The sequence below is a fragment of the Gallionella capsiferriformans ES-2 genome, from assembly GCF_000145255.1.
In the GTDB taxonomy this organism is placed as follows: domain Bacteria; phylum Pseudomonadota; class Gammaproteobacteria; order Burkholderiales; family Gallionellaceae; genus Gallionella; species Gallionella capsiferriformans.
Genome location: NC_014394.1, coordinates 1083023 through 1104569, shown reverse-complemented (window position 1 = coordinate 1104569; position 21547 = coordinate 1083023). Strand labels below are relative to the sequence as shown.

At 52.8% G+C, this 21547-nt stretch carries 22 protein-coding genes; 3 read left to right on the top strand and 19 right to left on the bottom strand.

The features are described from left to right. Positions 1-4 precede the first annotated feature (4 nt). The 3 genes from GALF_RS05205 to flgB are packed head-to-tail and all read right to left on the bottom strand — an operon-like array spanning position 5 to position 1563. Positions 5-688: a flagellar hook assembly protein FlgD gene (locus GALF_RS05205; RefSeq protein WP_013293015.1), complete on the bottom strand. Its 684-nt coding sequence runs from the start codon at positions 686-688 to the stop codon at positions 5-7. A gap of 45 nt (positions 689-733) precedes the next feature. Further along, entirely contained in the window at positions 734-1138 is a 405-nt protein-coding gene (flgC, locus tag GALF_RS05200; protein ID WP_013293014.1) for a flagellar basal body rod protein FlgC, read from the bottom strand. A 20-nt stretch (positions 1139-1158) separates the two neighbouring features. Continuing rightward, entirely contained in the window at positions 1159-1563 is a 405-nt protein-coding gene (gene flgB / locus GALF_RS05195) for a flagellar basal body rod protein FlgB (protein ID WP_013293013.1), read from the bottom strand. A gap of 151 nt (positions 1564-1714) precedes the next feature. Here flgB and flgA point away from each other — a divergent pair, with 151 nt between their 5' ends. Further along, positions 1715-2392, top strand: coding sequence for a flagellar basal body P-ring formation chaperone FlgA (gene flgA / locus GALF_RS05190; protein WP_013293012.1), 678 nt, complete (start codon positions 1715-1717; stop codon positions 2390-2392). Between the two features lie 21 nt (positions 2393-2413). On the opposite strand, the gene GALF_RS05185 is transcribed toward flgA, so the two are convergent. The 3 genes from GALF_RS05185 to GALF_RS05175 are packed head-to-tail and all read right to left on the bottom strand — an operon-like array spanning position 2414 to position 6421. Next, positions 2414-3754 carry a hypothetical protein gene (locus tag GALF_RS05185; RefSeq protein ID WP_041937982.1) on the bottom strand — a complete coding sequence of 447 codons (1341 nt, stop codon included), beginning with the start codon at positions 3752-3754 and terminating at the stop codon, positions 2414-2416. 1 nt (position 3755) lies between these two features. Beyond that, entirely contained in the window at positions 3756-4979 is a 1224-nt protein-coding gene (locus tag GALF_RS05180; protein WP_013293010.1) for an ATP-grasp domain-containing protein, read from the bottom strand. 2 nt (positions 4980-4981) lie between these two features. Continuing rightward, positions 4982-6421, bottom strand: a complete 1440-nt coding sequence (locus GALF_RS05175; RefSeq protein ID WP_050752460.1) for a pyridoxal phosphate-dependent decarboxylase family protein — start codon at positions 6419-6421, stop codon at positions 4982-4984. Positions 6422-6663: 242 nt separating this feature from the next. On the opposite strand from GALF_RS05175, the gene flgM reads away from it, so the two are divergent. Continuing rightward, positions 6664-6966, top strand: coding sequence for a flagellar biosynthesis anti-sigma factor FlgM (gene flgM, locus GALF_RS05170; RefSeq protein WP_013293008.1), 303 nt, complete (start codon positions 6664-6666; stop codon positions 6964-6966). A gap of 3 nt (positions 6967-6969) precedes the next feature. Then, positions 6970-7446, top strand: a complete 477-nt coding sequence (locus GALF_RS05165) for a flagella synthesis protein FlgN (protein WP_013293007.1) — start codon at positions 6970-6972, stop codon at positions 7444-7446. Here the strand turns inward: GALF_RS05165 and motD are convergent. The 13 genes from motD to GALF_RS05100 form a co-directional block, all read right to left on the bottom strand. Continuing rightward, a complete protein-coding gene (gene motD / locus GALF_RS05160) occupies positions 7443-8288 on the bottom strand; it encodes a flagellar motor protein MotD (RefSeq protein ID WP_013293006.1) in 846 nt (281 codons plus the stop codon). The two genes, GALF_RS05165 and motD, sit on opposite strands and share 4 nt — an antisense overlap. 1 nt (position 8289) lies before the next feature. Beyond that, a complete protein-coding gene (locus GALF_RS05155; protein ID WP_013293005.1) occupies positions 8290-9030 on the bottom strand; it encodes a flagellar motor protein in 741 nt (246 codons plus the stop codon). Continuing rightward, positions 9030-9740 carry an RNA polymerase sigma factor FliA gene (locus GALF_RS05150; protein WP_013293004.1) on the bottom strand — a complete coding sequence of 237 codons (711 nt, stop codon included), beginning with the start codon at positions 9738-9740 and terminating at the stop codon, positions 9030-9032. Before GALF_RS05150 ends, GALF_RS05155 begins: the two co-directional genes overlap by 1 nt. Before the next feature lie 12 nt (positions 9741-9752). Then, on the bottom strand, positions 9753-10724 hold the full coding sequence (locus tag GALF_RS05145; RefSeq protein WP_013293003.1) for a MinD/ParA family ATP-binding protein: 972 nt from the start codon (positions 10722-10724) through the stop codon (positions 9753-9755). Beyond that, positions 10714-12069, bottom strand: coding sequence for a flagellar biosynthesis protein FlhF (flhF, locus tag GALF_RS05140; protein WP_013293002.1), 1356 nt, complete (start codon positions 12067-12069; stop codon positions 10714-10716). Before flhF ends, GALF_RS05145 begins: the two co-directional genes overlap by 11 nt. Next, positions 12066-14153, bottom strand: a complete 2088-nt coding sequence (flhA, locus tag GALF_RS05135; RefSeq protein WP_013293001.1) for a flagellar biosynthesis protein FlhA — start codon at positions 14151-14153, stop codon at positions 12066-12068. The genes flhF and flhA overlap by 4 nt, the downstream gene beginning before the upstream one ends. Continuing rightward, positions 14150-15289, bottom strand: a complete 1140-nt coding sequence (gene flhB / locus GALF_RS05130) for a flagellar biosynthesis protein FlhB (protein WP_013293000.1) — start codon at positions 15287-15289, stop codon at positions 14150-14152. The genes flhA and flhB overlap by 4 nt, the downstream gene beginning before the upstream one ends. Before the next feature lie 176 nt (positions 15290-15465). After that, on the bottom strand, positions 15466-16755 hold the full coding sequence (locus GALF_RS05125) for a GGDEF domain-containing response regulator (RefSeq protein WP_013292999.1): 1290 nt from the start codon (positions 16753-16755) through the stop codon (positions 15466-15468). 23 nt (positions 16756-16778) lie between these two features. After that, positions 16779-18491, bottom strand: a complete 1713-nt coding sequence (locus tag GALF_RS05120) for a fused response regulator/phosphatase (RefSeq protein ID WP_013292998.1) — start codon at positions 18489-18491, stop codon at positions 16779-16781. Positions 18492-18508: 17 nt separating this feature from the next. Continuing rightward, complete coding sequence (locus tag GALF_RS05115; RefSeq protein WP_013292997.1) at positions 18509-18823, bottom strand: STAS domain-containing protein; 315 nt, start codon at positions 18821-18823, stop codon at positions 18509-18511. A gap of 51 nt (positions 18824-18874) precedes the next feature. Then, positions 18875-19957 carry a protein-glutamate methylesterase/protein-glutamine glutaminase gene (locus GALF_RS05110; protein WP_013292996.1) on the bottom strand — a complete coding sequence of 361 codons (1083 nt, stop codon included), beginning with the start codon at positions 19955-19957 and terminating at the stop codon, positions 18875-18877. Positions 19958-20000: 43 nt separating this feature from the next. Further along, the gene (gene cheD, locus GALF_RS05105) at positions 20001-20612 is read right to left on the bottom strand and encodes a chemoreceptor glutamine deamidase CheD (protein WP_013292995.1); all 612 of its coding nucleotides are present in this window, start codon (positions 20610-20612) and stop codon (positions 20001-20003) included. A gap of 12 nt (positions 20613-20624) precedes the next feature. After that, the gene (locus GALF_RS05100) at positions 20625-21491 is read right to left on the bottom strand and encodes a CheR family methyltransferase (protein ID WP_013292994.1); all 867 of its coding nucleotides are present in this window, start codon (positions 21489-21491) and stop codon (positions 20625-20627) included. Positions 21492-21547 lie beyond the last annotated feature (56 nt).

Here is a 21547-nt window from a genome sequence, read left to right as displayed (position 1 = left end):
GACCTTAAAGAATTTGTTTAACTTGAGCCAACGCGACCTTCTGCATCTGCCCTACGCTCAATTCCACGCCCTGCGAACCCTGCGTCACACTTCCCACAATACCGTATTCCAGCCCGGTCGCAGCAACCGTGTTGCTCGCCTGAGTCGACGTGACTGCAAACGTGTATTGTCCATCAGGCATCACATTTCCGGCACTATCTTTACCGTCCCATTGAAACTTAACGATCCCCGCGGGCTGCGCACCCAGATCAATTGTGCTAATCAGTACGCCTGACGCATCCGTCACGGAGACTTTGTTACTTTCGGCGGCCGAGGCAAGCTCGAAGCCCCCCAACCCGACACCCGCTTTCAAATCCATGCCATTACCCGTCACCAGCACGCCACGCCCGATCATCGTCGCAGCCTGCAAAGTCTGGTTAGGTGTCATACTGGCACTCAATGCCTGAAGCGTAGCATTAAGTTTATCAATCCCGCTGACCGTACTGATTTGCGCCATCTGGGACGTCATCTGAGCATTGTCCATCGGATTGAGCGGATCCTGATTTTTCAACTGAGTCACAAGCAGCTTCATAAACCGATCCTGAGACGCCGCCGCTGACGTCGCAGACGCTGTCGAAGTACTCGAAGTTCCATTGAGTGCGGCAAAAACGGCACTGGTGTTGCTTGCATTCGTAGTGGCAGTAACCATGATTTTTCCTATCAGTCGTTAATCTTCAATCGTTAATCCAATTCGCTATTGCCCGATCGTCAGCGTCTTTAACAACAGTGTTTTAGAGGTGTTGAGCACATCCACATTATTCTGATAAGCGCGCGAAGCGGAAATCATATTGACCATCTCATCGACCACGTTCACATTAGGCATCGAAACATACCCCTTAGCATCCGCCATCGGATGTTTGGGATCATAGACAATTTTCATAGGAGAAGTGTCTTCAGCAACCCGCACCACCTTAACGCCCTGCACATCCGTGCTACCCATCGGTGTTGCAGAAAACACTACCTGCTTGGCGCGATAAGGCTTGCCGTCCGCTCCCGTGGTACTGTCCGCATTTGCGAGATTACTCGCAACCACGTTCAAGCGCTGGGACTGCGCAGCCATACCAGAACCTGCGACATTAAAAATATTAAACAAAGACATTGTCTTCCCCCTCGTTTAGATTAACCTTGCAGCGCAGCGAGCATATCTTTCAACTTATCGCCGGTAAATTTCACACTGGCTTCATAGCGCAATGCATTGTCTGCAAACTGCGCGCGTTCCACATCCATATTAACCGTATTACCATCAGCACTAGGCTGGTCCGGGCGACGATACTGCACGGGAGCGCCCATAATCTGTCCGCCAGCATTACCTTCTAAATGCATCGCCGAACTCGTCGCCATCGGCAATTTCACGGAAGTACCAGCCAGCGCGTTTTGCAAAGCACTGGCGAAATTAATATCTCGCGCTTTGTAACCCGGAGTATCGGCATTGGCAATATTAGACGCCAGCAACTCCTGACGCGCACCACGCAAACTCAACGCCGTCTGATTAAAATGCAGCGACTCATCTAATTTACTGATCAATTACCCCTCCTGTTCGGCAGTTACAACTTGCATGGCTTGCATACTACGCCGAAATTAAAAATTAGTAACAAATGATTAACGGCAACTTTCCCCCTCAATTCTTTGCCAACATGCCCTTCCCTTATCCGTCCGCTGCAAGCACAATGTCGCCATGAAAACTTTACTGCTTATCATCTACCTGCTGTGCTACTCGTTAGCTTCAGCCGCACCGCAACAGGATCACGCTCAGCTTCGAGCCGCAGCTGCGGCTTTAGTTCAACAGCAAACAGCGTACCTGCCCGGAAAAGTCACCTTTATGGTCGATGAAATCGACAAGCGCATCAGTCTGCGCCCCTGCAGCAAGATCGAAGCCTTTTTGCCGCCCGGCACACAATTGACCGGCCGCGTTTCAATCGGCGTACGCTGCACTGAAACGGGCGGATGGAGCACACTCATCCCAGTACAAATCAAAATCACCCGCGAACTGCTGGTAAGCGCACACGCGCTCACACTCGGCCAGATCGTACGTGAAACAGATTTAGCCCGCTTACAAACCGAAACCACCCTCAATTCAGGCATCACCGATGCGAGCCTTATCGTCGGAAAAGTACTTCGCTACAGCGTCGCCGCAGGCTATATTTTGCGCGAAGACATGCTGCGCCCACCTTACAGCATCAAACAGGGGCAAACCGTTAATCTCTCCATTCAAGCCAACGGCTTTACCCTCAGCAGTTCAGGCGTTGCGCTAAACAATGCCAGCGAAGGTGAAACCGTTCAGGCACGCACCAGCTCGGGACGCGTAATCAGCGGCACAGCCAGTGCAGACGGCGTAATTCTGATCAATCCTTAACTAGGATCGCCGCAACCCCCATTAAATCAGCCCGGCGGCGCAATCCAATGCCGATAACGCATCTGCAATCAGGTGGGAAATCGAATGTTGTGCAGCCGCATCGCTGATCTGCCGCGCACTAAGACAAAGTCGCAACGCGCTCACAGGTGTGCCATCGCGCGTGCCGCAGGAAACCGGCTGACCGAACTGACAGCGCGGCGCACCCGTCTTGAGCGTTTGCAACTGACGATACACCAGCCGCGTTTGTTCGCGATCAAGCCACCCGGCCTTAGCCTTGAGCAAAAAGGGAAAGATCGTCGGCAGATGGTCCCAGTTCGGCACGAGCTGCAGGCCCGTGCGATCCGGCAAGATAACGGCTAAGGGTTCAAAACGTTCATCCTGTGCCAGTCTCGCCCCGATGGCGTCTTTAAAATCGGTCAAAAATTCGACGATCACGGCCTGTGGCACCGCATGAAAACGGCGTAACTCGACTAAAGCGGCTTCCCAGCGCAGCAACAACCCTACGCCCAAAAATTCCGGCTCGACAGCCTCATTGGTATGAAATGCCGCAGGCAGCAACAAAGCCGCCGAAAAAGAGGGGCCGGTAAAAAATTTCGACCCGGTAATCGCCACCATAAACCCCTGCTGCAGATAAGCGCGCAAGGTTATCGGCGAGAGTCTGAGCTGACAGGCATCGACCAGTACCGAAACACGGTCGGCATACGCTTGCGCTAAGCGCATCAGACAAGCAATACCCGGCGCGACGAGCCCCGTTTTGGATTGATCCACCATCACCAGCAACACGCGTTCCCCCCGATCGACCGCTGCAGCGACCCGCGCGCTCACCTCTTCGTCAATTGCGTCCAGCAGGCGCGGCGCACCGTCATTTTCCCGCAAGGCCACCAGATCAATCGCGCAAGCTGTGGCCAGCAAGGCGGCTTTTACACCGCTGCCCGTCTCCTCCTCCTCGACCATCACGACCCTGAGCGGCTGTGCGCCACGGGCATAACCCGCCGCAAGACAATGCGCGTCGGTACCGGATGCGGCGAACTGCAATTGCACATTCGAATCCGCTAGCTGCAATAGCAACGCCTCCCGCATGCGCTGCATCTGAGATAAACAGCAGGCGTCAAATTCTCCGTTTTTTCTCGCCGCCAGGAGCGCATTCCGCACCCGTGAGGCGGCAATAAATCCGTCCTGCGAGATCGTCGAGGCAGTAGAAGAACCAAACGAAAGCAACCCAGGGTCAGGATAGGTGCGACAGCCGTATTTATTCAGCCCCGTCACAGGATCGAGCGCAATGCGTGCGTCTCCTCCGGACACCAGCAACTGCGTCACATCGGGAAACGCAGCGGGGTAAATATCGTACTTTTCTAATTTCACGTTAATGTTTGCCCGCCGCATGCAGCAGCATCTGGCGAAACGCCGCAAACACCTTGTGCATCTGAGGCTGCTTATAGGGAAATGTATCGACAGGATCAATCGCGTGCACAATCATGCAACTGTCGATTTCAAAGATCAGCAAACGGCCATCCGCCGTCTCGGCGCAATCAACGCCTAGGTAATCAAGCCCTGCCCGCTCGTTGATCGCACCAAATGCGCCGGCGTGCCGCAGCGCGAACTCGTCATCGAACTGAGCCATAAACCGTGCCTCTTCAGCGCGTTTTTCGGCACTCTCGGCCATGCCCGCATTAAGATAATGGATCATCCAGTGATCCGAAATCCCCATGTGACACACATAGGGCGCGCCCTCGATCAGGACTATCCGGTATTTACGATACTGACCGTCTATGCTGCGATAATCGACGAAACGGGACACATAAAACTCATCCTGCGCCATCTGGGCCAGATAGCCGCCCAACGCTGCTGCATCATCGAGCTTTTCCAGCCCCTTCCCCGCGTGAGAGTCAACAGGACGCACGATGACCGGAAAATCGCCATCGCCCAACACGCCAGGCATCATAAGTTCACCGCAACTGATACGCTGCAATACGTCACGACTGAGGATCAGCGTAGCGGGCATTTCCACGCCCGAAATTCCGCTTAGCAGTGCGCTATTTTGATCGCGAGACAGGCGTGCAATACGCTCGGGACGATTGAGGACAGGACACGGCCAATGCTCAACCGCCCGGCGAATTTTCTCCAGCAATATCAGGTTTTGCCGCGACTCGGCAATGGCAATAAACAGCACATCATGGGGCGGCAAGACAGCCGGAAAATCAAGTTCCGGCGTCACATAGACCAGATTGAGTTCGACATCCAGCTCTTCTAGCAACAGCTCCAGTGGTGAGTTAGCCATCAAATCGCCTAACCCCATCACCGCCAGCAGCCTGATACACGCAGGCCGCGTATCCCGTGAAGAAACTGAATACACCTGCTGCTGCAAGACGGCCTGAAACTGCATTTCCAGCGCCAACTCGCGGTTTCCGCGCAACTGCAATACGGTGGATAAATCCATCAGCGCATAGGCATTAGCCGTACGAGGGTCAACCCCTGCGCGCGCAATCAGCGCCGTCCCCAGAGGGCCTAAATCCTCCCCTGACGTTGCCATGCGCATCAGGTGAGCCAGACCGATGAGCTGTTCATCCTTGTTCAATCTATCCGGCATAGTTATTCTCTTTCCAATGGCAAGTCGGCAGCAAATTTTAAGGTCGCCTCTATCAGTGCATCGATGTCGCACACCTGCGTGCGATGATTGACGATTGCCGCACGAATGGCGAGTTGCCCGTTAAGGGTGGTCGATGAGGGGGCGGCGATGCCGGATTCTTGCAGCGCCAGTACAATCTGTGCGTTATGCAGATCCGTGCTGCGATAACGGAAACACACGATATTTAAAGCCACCGGCGCTAACAATTCAAGCGTCGGCTCGGCCTCGATGCGCGTTCGCAAATACTGCGCCAGCGCACAGGTTTTTGAAATTACCCGTCCTAGCTTCTCAGCACCATAGACCTGCAAGGTAAACCAGGTTTTCAGTGCACGAAAGCCGCGCGACAAATCAGGACCGTAATCGCAAGGCCACGGGGAACCGGCTGCCATGCCGCGCACCTCGCGTTGCAAATAGGCCGCGGGGGAAGCAAAGGTATCGTGATGCAGCGTACCATCCCTGACCAGCACAAAGCCCGCATCATAGGGCACCTGCCCCCACTTATGAAAATCGAAAGCGATTGAGTCGGCGCGTTCTATCCCTTTCAATTGCTCGGCAATATCGGATGCCAGCATCCCCAGCGCGCCATACGCGCCATCGACGTGAAACCAGAGCCCGCAGCCCTTAGCAATCGAGGCAATCTCGTCCAGCGTGTCGATGGCTCCGACATCCACGGTGCCGGCGGTCGCTGCAATTAAAAAGGGCGTCATCCCGGCCGCAATATCGGCCGCAATCGCCCGTTCAAGCGCCACTGTATCCATCTGGAAATTCGCGTTCAGCGGAATTTTACGCAGCGCCAGCGTCCCGATCCCGGCCATATCCATGGCCTGAGCGATGCTGACATGCGCACTGGCCGACGTATAGGCGGTCAGATGACACGCAGCCGATAAACCCTCTACGCGCACAGCACGCCCCAGCATCGCTGTTCTTGCGACTAACACACTGATTAAATTGGCCATCGAGGTGCCAGTCACGAACAATCCGCTGGCTTCTGCCGGAAATGAGAATAAATCGCGCACCCAGCGCACTAACTGACGCTCCACTTCGACGGGAATTTGCTCTCTGCCACCCAAATTGGCGTTCAGTCCGGCGGCGAGCATCTCCGCCAACATGCCAACAGACGTCCCTCCGCCGTGCACCCAGCCCATGAATCCCGGATGCGCGTTCCCGATCGCATAGGGCAAGATATCCTGCATAAAGGTCTGATGGGCAGCGGATAATTCGCCAGCTTGAGACGGCATCGGCTGATAAAAAACGTCGCGCACTTCGGGTGGAATCGGCTGCCAGACCGGCCGATCGCGCAAATTTTCCAGATAATCGAACATATCATCGAGCATGCGATGACCTTGACGGCGAAAATCCTGCCAATCCTCCGGCTCCAGCGTTTCATCAGATATATTTAACATGCCTCTCCCAAGCCGCCTCTCGCGCGCAGCCAGCCCTCGCCGCAAGGCCAACATTATACACAGGCTAGCTTTTCTGAAAAAAACCGATAATCACTGACTGTTCGTCTACAATTATTGGATTATTTTTCAGGCGCAATTAAAAATTTTCTAACAATTGTAAATTTTGCTAAAGTTTTACGGGTATCATCCGATAAAGAGGACATCGCGTACAAACTTAGTAGCGTCAGATTGAGAGGATTACCGTGAAAATTGACAAACCAAGCAATTCGCCACCTGCGGGACTGATGAATGAAACTAGCGCGCGAACACCCAGCGCTAAGAGCAGTCCGGCAGCACAGGAACCCGGCACCAGCGTATCACTAGGCTCGACAGCGTCTCAGCTCTCCAAAATGGAAGCGTCCATGTCGAACACCCCGGTGATCGATGCAAACAAAGTCGCACAGATCAAACAGGCCATCAGTGAAGGTCGCTTTCAGGTCAATTCCGGCGTCATCGCAGACCGACTGATTCAGTCTGTTCGCGATCTGATCAGCAGTCAGGCGTAAATCTTGTCGCACGCCGACCACACAACGTTAATGACCGCCTTCTCGGACGAGCGGTTGGCTGTTCGCGGTTTTGTCGACCTGCTGCTGCAAGAGCAAAGTCTGCTCACCGAGAACAGCATCGATCCGCTGCTGATCCTTGCCGAGAAAAAATCAGCGGAGGCCGTGCGCCTGAATGAACTGGCTGAATCCCGCCGGCGGCTGCTGGAAAAATACGTGGGCGTCCTCAGCAGCGCAGCGATTCAGTCCTGGCTTGAAGCACATAATCACGAGTGTCTACTGATCTGGCAGGAAATCTGCACGCTGGCCGCGCAGGCAGGTCAACTCAACAACGTTAATGGCGAATTGATACAAATGAAATTGCGCCACAATCAACAGTCACTCACTGCACTTACACGGGCAGTGAGTCAGGCGAACCTGTACGGACCGGACGGCCAAACCAATTTTTCCGCAGGCACAGGCCGCTCGCTCGGCAGCGTTTAGTTTTTCACCGTTGGCGCCGCTTTATCAACCGGCTTTTCCTGAGCCGGTGACTTAGCAGGCTCTGAAGGCTTAGCCGGCTCTACGGCAGGCGAGCTTTCCGCACTATCGGTCAGACGGTCAAACTCCGGTGACAAAATCGTAATTGATACCCGCCTGTTTTTAGCACGGTTCTCAGGCGTGTCATTAGCTACAACGGGCTGGTTAGCCGCCATACCGACAGCTGCCAGACGCTTTTCTGGAACACCATACGTGACCAGCGTTCTGACAACACTGCTAGCGCGCCCTGAAGACAACTCCCAATTGGACGGAAACTGCGTCGTCTTAATCGGCACATCGTCGGTATGCCCTTCAACCTCGACCGATTGGTTCTCACGGCTTAGCACCACCGCGACTTGCTGCAACGTTTCCTGAGCGCCTGGTTGAAGTTTCTCCTCACCCTCGCGAAACAGCGTGCTCGCACTGATGTCAACCACTACACCGCGCTTAGTCTGATGCACCCCGACCAACCCCTGCGCAATCAACGGTCCCATCACCTCTCTCAAACTCGCATCGACCGCCTTCATCTGCGCTTGTATCTTGCGCTGCTGCTCGAGCATCCGCGCATCTCGCTTATCCACCAGCACCTTAAACAACTGCCCCTGAGTGCTAGGGACCACGGTAGCAGATGATTCTGAAAAAGCCGAATTCAGCGAATCACTGAAGGTTTTGTATTTGCCTTCATTGACGGATGAAATCGAATACATCACGACAAAAAAAGCGAACAGCAGGGTGACAAAGTCTGCATACGAAATCAGCCAGCGTTCGTGATTATCGTGCTCGGCACGTTTGCGACGGCGCGCCATATCAGTTCAGATAACTCTGCAGTTTAAGTTCGATATAACGCGGATTTTCCCCGTTGGCGATTGCCCCCAGACCATCGATCACCATGTCGCGCATATGCGTCTGCTGCATAATGATCGCTTTTAATTTATTGGCGACCGGCAAAAAAAGCAAATTAGCAAACGCCACACCGTATATAGTTGCGACAAAGGCGACCGCTATTCCGCTTCCCAGCTTGGATGGCTCTGATAAATTCTGCATCACGTGCATCAACCCCAGCACCGCACCGATAATCCCCACCGTCGGAGAATAGCCGGCCGCCGCTTCCCATACCCGCGCCGATTGCCAGCGCAACTGCTCCCAGGATTGAATATCCGTCTCCAGCACATCGCGAATTTTTTCGGCACTGTGCCCGTCAACTAGCAACTGCACACCCTTCTTCATAAAGGGATCCGCAATACCCGGAATGCGCGCCTCTAGCGCCAGCATCCCCTCCTTACGCGCCAGCGTCCCCCAACTGGTCAGTTGTAAAATCAAATCAGGGCCGGCGGATTTCGGTGTCGAGAAAGCCCATGCCCCCATTTTGATTGCCGTCAGAAATACCTTGGCGGAGCTTTGTACCATCACAGCCCCCAGCGTGCCGCAAAACACGATCAAAAAGGCGCTGCCTTGAAACAACACGCTAAGATTACTCCCTTCCAGAATCTGGCCGGACAGAATACCGACAATCGCGACCAGCAAACCCAGCAGTGTCAACTTATCCATCAATACCCTTTCAGCGAACCGCGCAGACGCAGCACCGCCTGACTATGCAATTGCGAGATACGGGATTCGCTGACACCGAATACTTCACCCACCTCACGCAAATTCAATTCCTGCTCATAAATCAACGCCATCAGCAGACGCTCACGCTCAGGCAGGACGTCGATCGCACGTGCCAACTCAGACTTAAAACGATCATCCTGCAGTAATGCCAGTGGATCCGTATCATTGGCGAATTCAAAACGCTCGAAAAAGTCCTCATGATCCTCATCTTGAAAATCTTCATAATAAATTAACTGTGCACCGCGCGATTCCTGCAGCATCTGCTGATATTCAACCAAAGATACCTCGAGCTCTTTAGCGATTTCCGTTTCATTGGGCGCGCGCCCCAACTTTTGCTGCAATCGACTGACGCCTTGTTCGATGCGCCGCATATCCCGACGCAAACTGCGCGGCAACCAGTCCGCACTGCGCAGTTCATCGAGCATGGCACCACGGATGCGTTGCGTCGCATACGTTTCAAACTGCGCACCGTGAATTTCGTCGTAGCGAGTTGCAGCATCGAGCAACCCCATCATGCCCGCTTGAATGATATCGTCTATCTGCACACTGTAGGGCAACTTGCTCATCATCTGATGGGCAATGCGCTTAACCAGAGGCGCATAATCCCGCAAACACTGATTTTTGTCCTGCAATCCAGAAGCGTTATACATAGGCCTTTAATATTAGTTAATCATTGTTTCCGGCGATCTGTCGTGCTGACGCGACAGCTGCCTAATCAGATTTTTCATCATCTGGGAAATGCCGCCTTCCATTTCATCCTGCCGCATCGTCTTTTGTAACACACTTTGTGACAGTGCAATGCACGATTTCGCAGAACTCGACGCTGGATAGGACTCCACCACCGAACGTGACAACTGGGTAGAACGCTTAAGCCTGTCATCTTGCGGAATGTAACCCAAATACTCTAACCGCGCCGCAAGTTTAGTTCTGGCAACTTTCTCCATATTGCCAAACACGAGCCTTGCCATTTCTTCATTAGCCACCTTGTTCACCACCACTTCAAAACGCAGACGTGCATTCTCCAGCGCCAGACGCTTGATCAGCGAATAACTCTCGGTGATACCGCTGGCCGTCGCATCCATCACCACAAGCACCCGGACGCCTGAGGCAAGACTGGCAGACACCGCACCTTGAGCCGAGAGCATCGCCGCATCCACCAGCATCACATCAACCCCTGCGCTGACTTCAGACAACACTTTTTCCATCCGCTTCTGCTCGACAGGCTTTAATTTTTCCAGCGCACGCATCAAACGGGATACCGGCAAAATCGCAAACCCCTTACCCGGCAGCAACACGTCCTGCAACTGACACTTACCTTGCACCACATCCAACAGGTCGTGCCGGGCAAACAGGCCTAAACTATCGGTTAAATTATTCGGTGCAGGATTTTCGTCCAGCACAAGCACATCGCGCCCGGCCGATGCCAGTGCGGTTGCCAGATTGAGCGTGACGCTGGTACGCCCCATGCCGGATTTACCCGCAACGAGCGTGATTACCTGCATTCGATTGCCCACCAACAGCCGCCGCAAGCCTTCGGCCTGATCATCCTCGCCCAGACGTTGCGTGCTGGTAAACTGCGCCAAAGACAATTCACCGGACTGCGCTAATTCCTCGGCATCCACATCAAAGTGCATAGGTCACCTCACCGGATGGGACAGCCGTATTACCCGAATCTGCCATAATCGTCGGAAATTCCAGCGCCTCAAGCGTGAAAGGCGTTTTCTCCTCCGCAGGCTTGAAAGCACGATGCAGCAATATGTCGATATTGACCAAATGCAAGTCTTCGGGCACCCGCTGACCGTTGGCCATAAAATACATCACCAGACGATGCCGTACCACGACATCGAGTATCGCGCCCAGATTAGCTGCTTCATCAAGCTTGGTGGCAATACAGCCAATGACCTTATTGCTGTAATACATGCGCACCACGTCTTCCAGCGTATCACCGCCGCTGGTGGAATTGAGCACCAGCAAACGCTGCACCCCGGCCGCATCGAACATGTCGCCCTGTTCGACGACCCGCTCATCGCGCTGCCCCATCCCGACGGTATCAATCAGCACCAGATGCTTATGGCGCAAAGCGGCCAGCGTCAGGCGCAAATCGTCCGCCCCTTTCACCGCGTGGACCGCGACACCGAGAATTTTTCCATAGATTTTGAGCTGTTCGTAGGCGCCGATCCGGTAACTGTCAGTGGTAAGCAGGGCCACTTTATCCGCACCATAGCGCACGACAGCACGCGCGGCGAGCTTCGCCGTCGTGGTGGTCTTTCCCACGCCGGTAGGACCGATCAGCGCATACACACCACCTCTGACCACGATATCATCGTCGATGCCCGCAACACGAAGATTTCGCTTCAATACCTGCTTAATCCAGGATTCGCCCTTTTCGTTCCCGGCGGGCATTTTATCGAGCAACTGACGCGCGAGCAGCGTACTGAACCCTGCATTGAGCATACGGCGCAACATCCCGGCGCGTTGCGGATCGCGCTGCTGCACATTGTTCCACGACAAGGTTTCAATCTGCTTTTGCAGCATGCTGTGCATGGACTTGATCTCGCCCAGAATCGCAGCTTCCCCGGCCGGCGTGGAAATAAAGGGTTGAGGAGGCTTGCTGATCAACGCCTCCTCAACGGGCTCAGCTGACTGCACTGCGGGCTGAACAACAGGCTGAGCCGGCGGCATGACGGGCTGCGGTTTGGCCTTATTACCCAGCTTGAGAAAAGGCTCATCATCGGCCTCCTCGGCTTCATACGCCTGATATACGCTGGCAATATCGACCGTCTTAGGCTTTGCCGGATGTTTCAATACAGGCGTACTCGCCGAAGACAAGCGCACCATTTCATCGTTCGCCATGGCGTGAATTTCCACGCCATGCTCGGTCTTGCGATTGGATAAAATGACAGCTTCTTCACCCAATTCGCTGCGTATCTCTTTGAGTGCCTCGCGAGCCGATGCGGCCGTGAATTTTCTGATATTCATGCGTTTCCTCCTACCAGTGACGTAACCCGGATCGTTTTAAAGTCCGGCACTTCATCATGTGAAATAACTCTTAAATTGGGTACGGTGCGCTTCAAGAAGCGCGCCAGCAGATCTCGCAACTGCGCGGGAACCAGCATCACCGTCGGCAACCCCATCTGCTCCTGACGTTGCACCGCTGCACGTGACTCATTGAGCACCGTGTCGGCCAGCCCCGGCTCTATCCCCATGCCGTTCTGACTTGCCTGCATCGCTTGCATCAGAATATGCTCCAACTCCTTATCCATACCGATCACCTGCAACTCCTGCGCTGACGGATAGTACTGCTGCACGATGGCAGGACCTAGCGCCACGCGCACCAGTACAGTGAGCTGATAAGGATCTTGTGTCCTTGACGCATTATCAGCCAATGTCTCGGCAATCGTTCGCATATCGCGGATATGCATCCCATCATCGAGCAGATTTTGCAGCACTTTTTGTACTGTGCCTAACGGCAATGACTTGGGCACCAGGTCTTCAACCAATTTTGGCGCAAATTTCCCCAGATGATCGAGCAACTGTTGCACCTCCTGACGGCCCAGCAATTCGGCAGAACGCGTACTGAGCAAATTGCTCAGGTGAGTCGCCACCACCGTACCCGGATCCACCACGGTATAACCCATAATCTGCGCCTGATCACGCAAAGCTGCCTCAATCCAGATCGCCGGCAATCCAAAAGCCGGATCCCGCGTCGGCGTACCAATCAATTCCCCCGTCACACTCCCCGGATTGATCGCCAGCAACTGGTGAGGATAGGCATCGCCACTGCCGATTTCAACCCCCTTGAGGGTGATGCGATAGGCATTCGGACGCAGATCGAGATTGTCACGAATATGCACCGAGGGCGGCAAAAAACCGATATCCTGCGTAAATTTTTTACGTATTCCTTTGATCCGGCGCAACAAATCACCGTCCTGCGCCTTATCCACCAGTGTGATCAGCCGGTAGCCGACCTCCAGCCCCAGTACATCGACTTGTGCGACGTCTTCCCAACTGGCGTCAGTCGCCTCAGTGATAATCGGGGTCGCGGCAACCTCGGCTTTTTCCTTCTCCACCCCTTTTTCTGATTTTTTCGACAAATTGTAGGCCAGCCACATCATGCCGCCTGCCAACAATAAAAAAGAGAAATGCGGCATGCCAGGGATCATTCCCATCATGCCGATGATAGCCGCCGTTAACATAATCAACTGCGGCTGCTTGAACAACTGCCCCATCATTTGTTCGCCGATGTTCTCTTCGGTGGACACCCGACTGACCACCACACCGGCTGCGGTCGAAATCACCAACGCTGGAATTTGCGCAACCAGACCGTCACCGATCGCGAGCAAAGTATAACGACTGGCAGCAGTTGAAATATCCATATTGTGCTGCAACACACCGACGATCAAACCGCCGATGAGATTGATGAACAAAATTAAGATACCGGCGACGGCATCACCTCGTACGAATTTACTCGCACCGTCCATCGCACCGTAAAAGTCCGCCTCCTGACCGATTTCAGCACGCCGCTTGCGGGCTACATCCTCACCGATCAAGCCGGCATTCAAATCCGCATCGATCGCCATTTGCTTACCCGGCATCGCATCCAGCGTAAAGCGCGCACCCACTTCGGCAATACGTCCGGCACCCTTGGTGATAACCATAAAGTTGATCACAACCAAAATCGCAAAAACGACGATACCGACGGCATAATTTCCGCCTACTAGGAACAGGCCGAACGACTCGATCACCTTACCGGCGGCATCGCCCCCCTTGTGACCTTCAAGCAGCACCACGCGCGTAGATGCCACGTTCAGCGACAAACGCAACAGGGTCGTGATCAGCAAGATGGTCGGGAAGGACAGAAAATCCAGCGCTTTAGTCGTATTCATGCTGATGAGCAGCACCATCACCGCGATCGCGATGTTAAAAGTGAACAGCACATCGAGCAGCATCGGCGGCAGGGGCAGCACCATCATCGCTAATATCAGGATGATCAGAATGGGGCCTGCCATGCTGCGCAGTTTTATGCTGGCTTTCAAAAAGGCAGCGATAGCGGTCATATTCATGCGACAGCCCCGGGATCTAACTCAACCGGCACCGGCAGACTACCCGGCTGATCAGGCCGCACACCACCGTCTGTGTTGTAGCGCTTTAACTGATACACATAGGCCAACACCTCGGCCACTGCTGTGTACAACGCTTCAGGAATAGCATCACCGATTTCGGTATGCTTGTGCAGCGCACGGGCCAACGGCGGCGCTTCGAGTATCGGCACATTATTTTCCTGAGCGATTTCACGAATGCGATGAGCGATCAGATGAGAGCCCTTAGCTACCACGACAGGTGCACTCATACCCTTGTCGCTGTACTTCAAGGCCACCGAGTAGTGAGTTGGGTTAGTCACCACCACATCGGCAGTCGGAATGGCTGACATCATGCGACGGCGCGCCGCTTCTCGCTGCATGCTGCGAATACGCCCCTTGACCTCAGGATTACCATCGGTTTCCTTAGACTCCTGACGAATTTCTTCTTTGGTCATCATCAGCTTTTTGTTGTGGCTCCACAACTGGAATGGCACATCAATCGCCACGATCAACAGCATGCCGCTCACAATCGCCAAAAAACTGCCGCAGACCAGATAGCCCGTCTGCGAGATGGCGGTTGTCACCGATAAGCTCGCCAGTTGTATCACATCATCACGATGATGCCAGATAACCCAGGTTGCCACCCCCCCCACAATCGTCGCCTTGCCGAGTGCTTTTACCAGCTCAACCAGAGAATTGGTCGAAATAATGCGACCAATACCGGTAATCGGATTCATACGGGAAAATTGCGGCACCAGCGCTTCGGTACTGAACAGCCAGCCGTTCAAAATCAGCGGCGCGCCGAGTGCCGTGATCAACATCATCAGCAACACCGGCGCAAAGGTAATCAGCATATCCATGGAAAGGTCATACAGGCGCGGAATCATCAATTCCGGCTTAAAAACAACATCTTGGTTAAAGATTAAGGCGTCATGCAACAGCCGAACCATATGCGCATTGAGCGACGCTCCCATAAACCACAGCGTAGCACCGCCTGCCAATAAGATTGAAAATGTCGATAACTCAGTCGAACGCGCGACTTGACCTTTTTCCTTCGCCTGGTCAAGTCGCCGCTGTGAGGGCTGTTCTGTTTTTTCTAGATCGCTGTCTTCTGCCATGTTGGGCTCCGCTGGTAGTGCGGATTATACGCAAAACAGCAGTACTTAAGCAGAAGAATAAGCAGGGAATCAGCTTGCTTTTCAATACGTTCAGTGCAGAACGTAAAGTAGATATGCAAGACTCGTGACCTCTAAAGGTGGCCTGCAGTCCGCAAAAAGCGGACCGCGACCTGCAATCAGTTCAATATAATGCGATTTCGCCCGCTCTCCTTAGCTTTATAGAGATTATCATCAGCAAGCTTCAGCATATGATCAAGGCTTTGTGAAACCAGCCTTGTAATGCCAATACTGACCGTATAGTTGACCGCTGTTTTCCCGAACATTGCCGCTGATTGTTCAACCTTGACGCGAAAGGCCTCACAGCGGGCGTACGCCTCGTCCGCATTGACAAAGAGTATAAAAAATTCCTCACCGCCCACACGAGCCACCAGCTCGACATTGAAATGCGCACTCAGCAGCGTAGCAAAATGCTTGAGTACGACGTCTCCACCATCATGCCCGTACACGTCATTAATTTTCTTGAAAAAATCGATGTCCATCACCGCAGCCGCCAAGGGCGTACCCGCACTGACCGCTGCTTCGAACAATACGCTTCCCTGCTCGAAAAATGCGCGGCGATTAAACAGGGCCGTCAGATAATCGTGATAAGCAATATAGCGAACCGACTCCAGACTTTCCTGCATCTCCAGGTTTTGATTGACGCGGCATGCCAGCTCCTCATAACCAAAGGGCTTGCAAATAAAATCATTCGCACCCAGTTTGAGAAACTGTGCGGACATACGCGGATTATTGCTGCCCGACATGCCGATAATAGCCAACCTGTCTTTCGCTATCTTGCGACGTACTGCGAGTAAAAAATTAAATCCGTCCATCACCGGCATTTCGTGATCAAGCAATACCAGCTTGATATCTTTATGCTCAAATAATACAGCCAGCGCTTCTTCGCCATCACACGCCGTTAACACATCAAAGCCCTGCGTATTGAGCATCCCGGTTACGATCGCGCGCATGCTTTGCGAATCATCAACGACCAGCACTCGTCTCCCGCGGTTTTTGAACAGCCGCCCCACCAACTCGACAATATACTCATACGAATTAATGCTATTTTTGAGGACATAATCGATGACACCGCAATTCATAATCCGTTCGTGCAGCTGCGCATCAAACATACCGGTCATCGCAATAACAGGAATTTTGGCATTCACCAGTGCATCAATCACCTCACCGCGAGGCGCATCCGGCAGATTCAAATCACTCACCGCGACAAAAAACGGATATTTGTTTTCCGCGATAATCGCATTCACCTGAGCCAGATTCATCGCAATCAGGACATGGCATCCCCAGCGATCAAAGAGCATTTTGGCGGCCATTTGAGCCAGCGCGCGCTGATCTTCGACCAGCAGCACATGAAAACCTGAACTACCAGCGGGCAGCGATGGGCGGGACGTCGTACGTGTCTTAGTCATAAAATAGTATTAAATTTGGAAACTTACACGGCGGCGGAATTGACGACACCAACGTAAGCTGCGACTTCCGATCCATTACCCGAGTATTGCAGAGCGCTACACATATTATCGAGCAAAGCGATGCCACGCCCGTGCCGCTGTACATTGCGTTTAATATCCGCCAATTCCAAGAAATTAAAGCCGTCACCGCTATCCTTCATGGAAACCTTCAGGCATCCACAACTCAATTTATCCAGACGAATAAAAATCTGCCCCTGCTCGAGCTCTGCTAAACGTGCCGCACGCTCCACGAAATAGGTTTCCATGCCGTCAATTTCATTTTTTAGCGTTGAGTCGAGTTTGAGCAAACCATGATCGAGTGCATTATTGAACAGCTCTGACAAAACTAAAAATAGCTTACCATCGGCGCGCCCCCCCTCAATTTGCCCCGCGATATTAAGCAAAAATGGCACCACATCCAGATGTTTTAATTGCTGCGCTGTAAGCATCAAAGAAAATTTCCATAGCGATTGCTCAATGCCATGCCCACAACCGGCGACACGCTCTCCCGGCAAACTCTCCTTCGTACGCGACAAAACAACCTCGGAGACAAGCTGATCGATAACAGGCACATCTACCATGATCAACGCGATATCATCTAAAGGCGGCCCGCCCCCCAAATGACCGTTGATGACATCCTGCACGCGATCAAACAGTGTCTCCCCTGATGAAGACTGCGCTCCGGCCAGCAACCCGGCTTGCCCCAACCCCGCTCCGCTGCCCGTGTCGATTTCGGTCGCGCCATCCGAACACATCAGTAAACTGGCAGCCTGATCAACCACTTTGAAATATTCGAGTCCCGCATCAAACTCGTCGGCTGCGACCACCCCAAGCGGCAGATGTCTGGAATTAAAGCGATGTAAAATATCAGCCCCTTCGCCCAGCAATAGTACAGGCGGACAGCCGCCGTTCCACACCTGAACGATCCCTGTCGCTGGATCTAACGACAACACGGAGGCGGCAACAAAACGCGGCAGGGGCAAATACTCGCGCACACGGCGATTAAGTTCGCGCACGATAGCGGGCAGCGCAAACCCCTTGGCTGTCATCTGATAAAACGGCTGAGTGATGGGAATCACCGCAAGCGCTGCCGTCAGTCCATGTCCTGCACTGTCGGCCAGCAACACATGCAGACAATTGTCAGGACCCCGCGCGACAGAAATCAGATCCCCACTGAAGTTCTCGGCCGGCTTTAAAAAGAAGCGCACCAGTGGATCATGAATTTTATCGAGGGCAGTGAACTGCTTGATAAAGTCGCGCGCCGTATCGGTTTCCTCTTCGATGCGCGCGTGATATTCAAGCAAGCTTAAATTCTGCTCTATTCGGATCTGAAAATTATGGATCTTGGCCTGCAGAATTTCGTAATTTACCGGTTTGAACAGGTAATCATCACCGCCCGCATGCAAGCCTTCGAGCACTTCGTGATTACTGGTTTGTGCCGACAAAAACAGAATAGGGAACCAGCCAGCATAGCGCCTGCGCATTTCACGCACGGTATCAAATCCGCTCAAAACCGGCATCGATACATCCATCAGTACCAAATCAGGGCGACACTCATCGCACAAGGCAAGCGCATGCACGCCATCTTCGGCCAGTGTGACGCGATGCCCCATTTTTTTGAGCATCGCTAATATCAATTGTCGATTGGTATTCGAATCATCGACCGCCAATACATTCAGTGAACCAACTGAGCTCATTTGATGCACCTTTGATATCACTTTGTAATCGTAAATAGCTTGCTGAAGTTAGCAATATCGAGAACTTGCGCAACCGTACTGCTGGGTTTACTGAGCACCACCGTCTTACCCACTGCTTGTGAGCGCTCGCGCAACAGCATCATCATCCCTAATGCAGAGCTGTCCAGATACTCGATGCCTTCCATATCGATTTCCAGTGTTTTAACCGTTGCCAGCAGCAACAAGGGCTCATAATTCATCTTAAAAGTTCGGTGATCATTAAAATCGAAGCGCCCTGCAAGCCTGATGATCGCCTTATCTCCTGCCGTCGAGGTGTTGATCTGCATTGCCATATTCCCACTCCCTTAAAACCACATTAATTAAACCCACAACAGCACGCTACATTAAATCCTGTTTCTCACGCCACCGCTCATCACGCGCGCGAGTACCCGGCGCGCCATCTCGCCAATCGGCACGGCTTCATGCGATGCGCCATTTTCAACTGCCGCGCGCGGCATTCCGTATACCACACAGGTCGATTCATCCTGCGTAAAGTTATAAGCCCCCGCCTCGCGCATCTCCAGCATCCCCACCGCGCCATCCTTGCCCATCCCCGTGAGCATGACACCGATTGCATTCGCCCCGACACAGACGGCTGCAGAGCGAAACAGCACCTCCACCGAGGGGCGGTGATGATTGACAGGAGACGTCTGATTCAATTCAATCACGTAATTCGAACCACTGCGCTTGATCAGCATATGCGAATGTCCCGGCGCAATATACACGTGCCCCGGCAATACCCGTTCGTTATTCACGGCCTCCGTCACCGTCATCTTGCACAGGCTATTGAGCCTATCTGCAAAAGACTTCGTAAAGGCTTCCGGCATATGCTGAGCGACCAGAATGGCAGGCGCATCGGCCGGCATAGGCACCAGGAATTCCTTCAGTGCTTCGGTACCCCCTGTCGAGGAACCGACAATAATTAGTTTTTCGGTACTGGTGATGCGACAACCTAGTGTCGGCAAACTACTTTCAACAACCGGTGCAATGACTCGATTTTTAACCTTCGCCCTTGATGCAATACGGATCTTTCCTGCAATTTCATTGGCGTAGGCATTCATACCCTCGACCACGCCCAATTTAGGTTTAGCCAGAAAATCGACGGCCCCCAGTTCCAGAGCGCGTAATGCAGCCTGAGATCCCCGTTCGGTCAATGTCGAAATCATCAACACCGGCATAGGGCGCAAACGCATCAATTTTTCCAGAAACACCAGACCGTCCATTTCCGGCATTTCCACGTCAAGCGTCAATACATCCGGATTTAACGTTTTGATCATTTCGCGCGCCTGCAACGGATTCGCTGCGGCACCAACCGCCTCCATGTCAGGTTGACTATTGACGACTTCCTTTAAAATACTGCGTATGAGTGCTGAGTCATCAACAATCAGTACTTTAATTTTTCTACCACCGACTTCATTTTGCATCATATAACCCTGTACTGGCAGTGTTCCAAACGCCAGTTAATCCTGTTTAAAATAGCTCAACATCACCCTGAATTTCGGATGAACGGATACGAGAAATGTACTGCTGTTCACGCTGAACGATGGTGTCGTTATGCACGCTGCGCAATTTTTTGACTAGCGTTCGACCCGTTGCAGGAAAGTAATAGACTTTACGCGGATAGATATCCAGCAAATCCTGTGCTTTGAGTTCAATTTTCTCAGCCAGCAGGTAATCGACGACAAATTCGGAATTGCGCTGACCTACATTGGCCACGGTAAAACCGCGCAGCACATTCCCCCCCCCGAATACTTTAGCTTCCAGATTACTACGCCGGGCCCCCGATTTGAGCATCTGATTAATCATCAGCTCCATCGCATAGGTACCATAGCGCCCCGCAAGTCCGACAGGGCTTCCGCCGTCATTCTTATTGTCCGGCAACATGAAATGATTCATCCCGCCGATGCCTGTGACCTTATCGCGTATGCAGGCAGCAACGCATGATCCCAGTACGGTGACTAAAACCATATCTCGGCCGGTTACAAAATATTCGCCCGGCAGAATTTTAACCGCCTCGACATCGAAATTCCGGTCGTAATAGATATTCGGTGAGACAACTTCTTCGTAGTCGTGATCTGACATGAATCGTGCCCGTTAAGATTTGTCAGCTTGCGCTGCCTTGAGTTGCGGAGACAACTCGTACACCGTCTTACCGCGCAGCCTGAAATACGCTTCAGCCTGATAAAAATTCTCCGAATGACCCGCATACAGCAAGCCCTCAGGCCGCATGATGGGAGCCATTTTTTTCAATATCGCTAACTGCGTTTCTTTATCAAAATAAATCATGACATTGCGACAAAAAATGACATCAACCTTATCTCGTATTGGCCAGGTCGCATCGAGCAAATTCAATTTGCGAAAGGTAATCATGTTCTGCAGTTCCGGACGCACTTTGACAAAACCTTCCTGCGCCCCCGTTCCCTTGAAGAAAAATCGCTTAATCAGCGCATCATTCATTTTTTCCACCCGGTCCATCGCGTACACTCCGCGACGCGCCGTATCGAGCACATTGGTATCGAGATCAGTGGCAATAATTTTCACCGGAGGCGTAAAACTATTGAACGCGTCAACTGCGGTCATGGCAATGGAATACGGTTCTTCACCGGTGGAACTGGCAGAGCACCAGATCACGATCGGGTGAGAATTGCCGATCTTTTTCAGTTGCTCGGCCAGCAAGGAAAAGTGATGGTGTTCACGAAAAAATGACGTCAGGTTAGTTGTCAGAGAATTCGCGAAAGCCTCCCACTCAGCCACGTCATTCTGCTCCAGCAACTTGAGATATTCGGCAAACGTCTTAATGCCTGTCGCACGTAACCTGCGCGACAGCCGACTATAAACCAACTCCTGCTTACTGGCACTCAGCGAAATACCCGCGTGATCATAGATCAGCTTACACACGCGCTGAAAATCCTGCGACGTAAAATGGAACTCGCGCAGCGATGGGTCTTTCATTTCGGCCATATCAAATACCTTTAAGATAGAGGAGTACGGATTAAGTTAAAACCGGGAGTATTAAC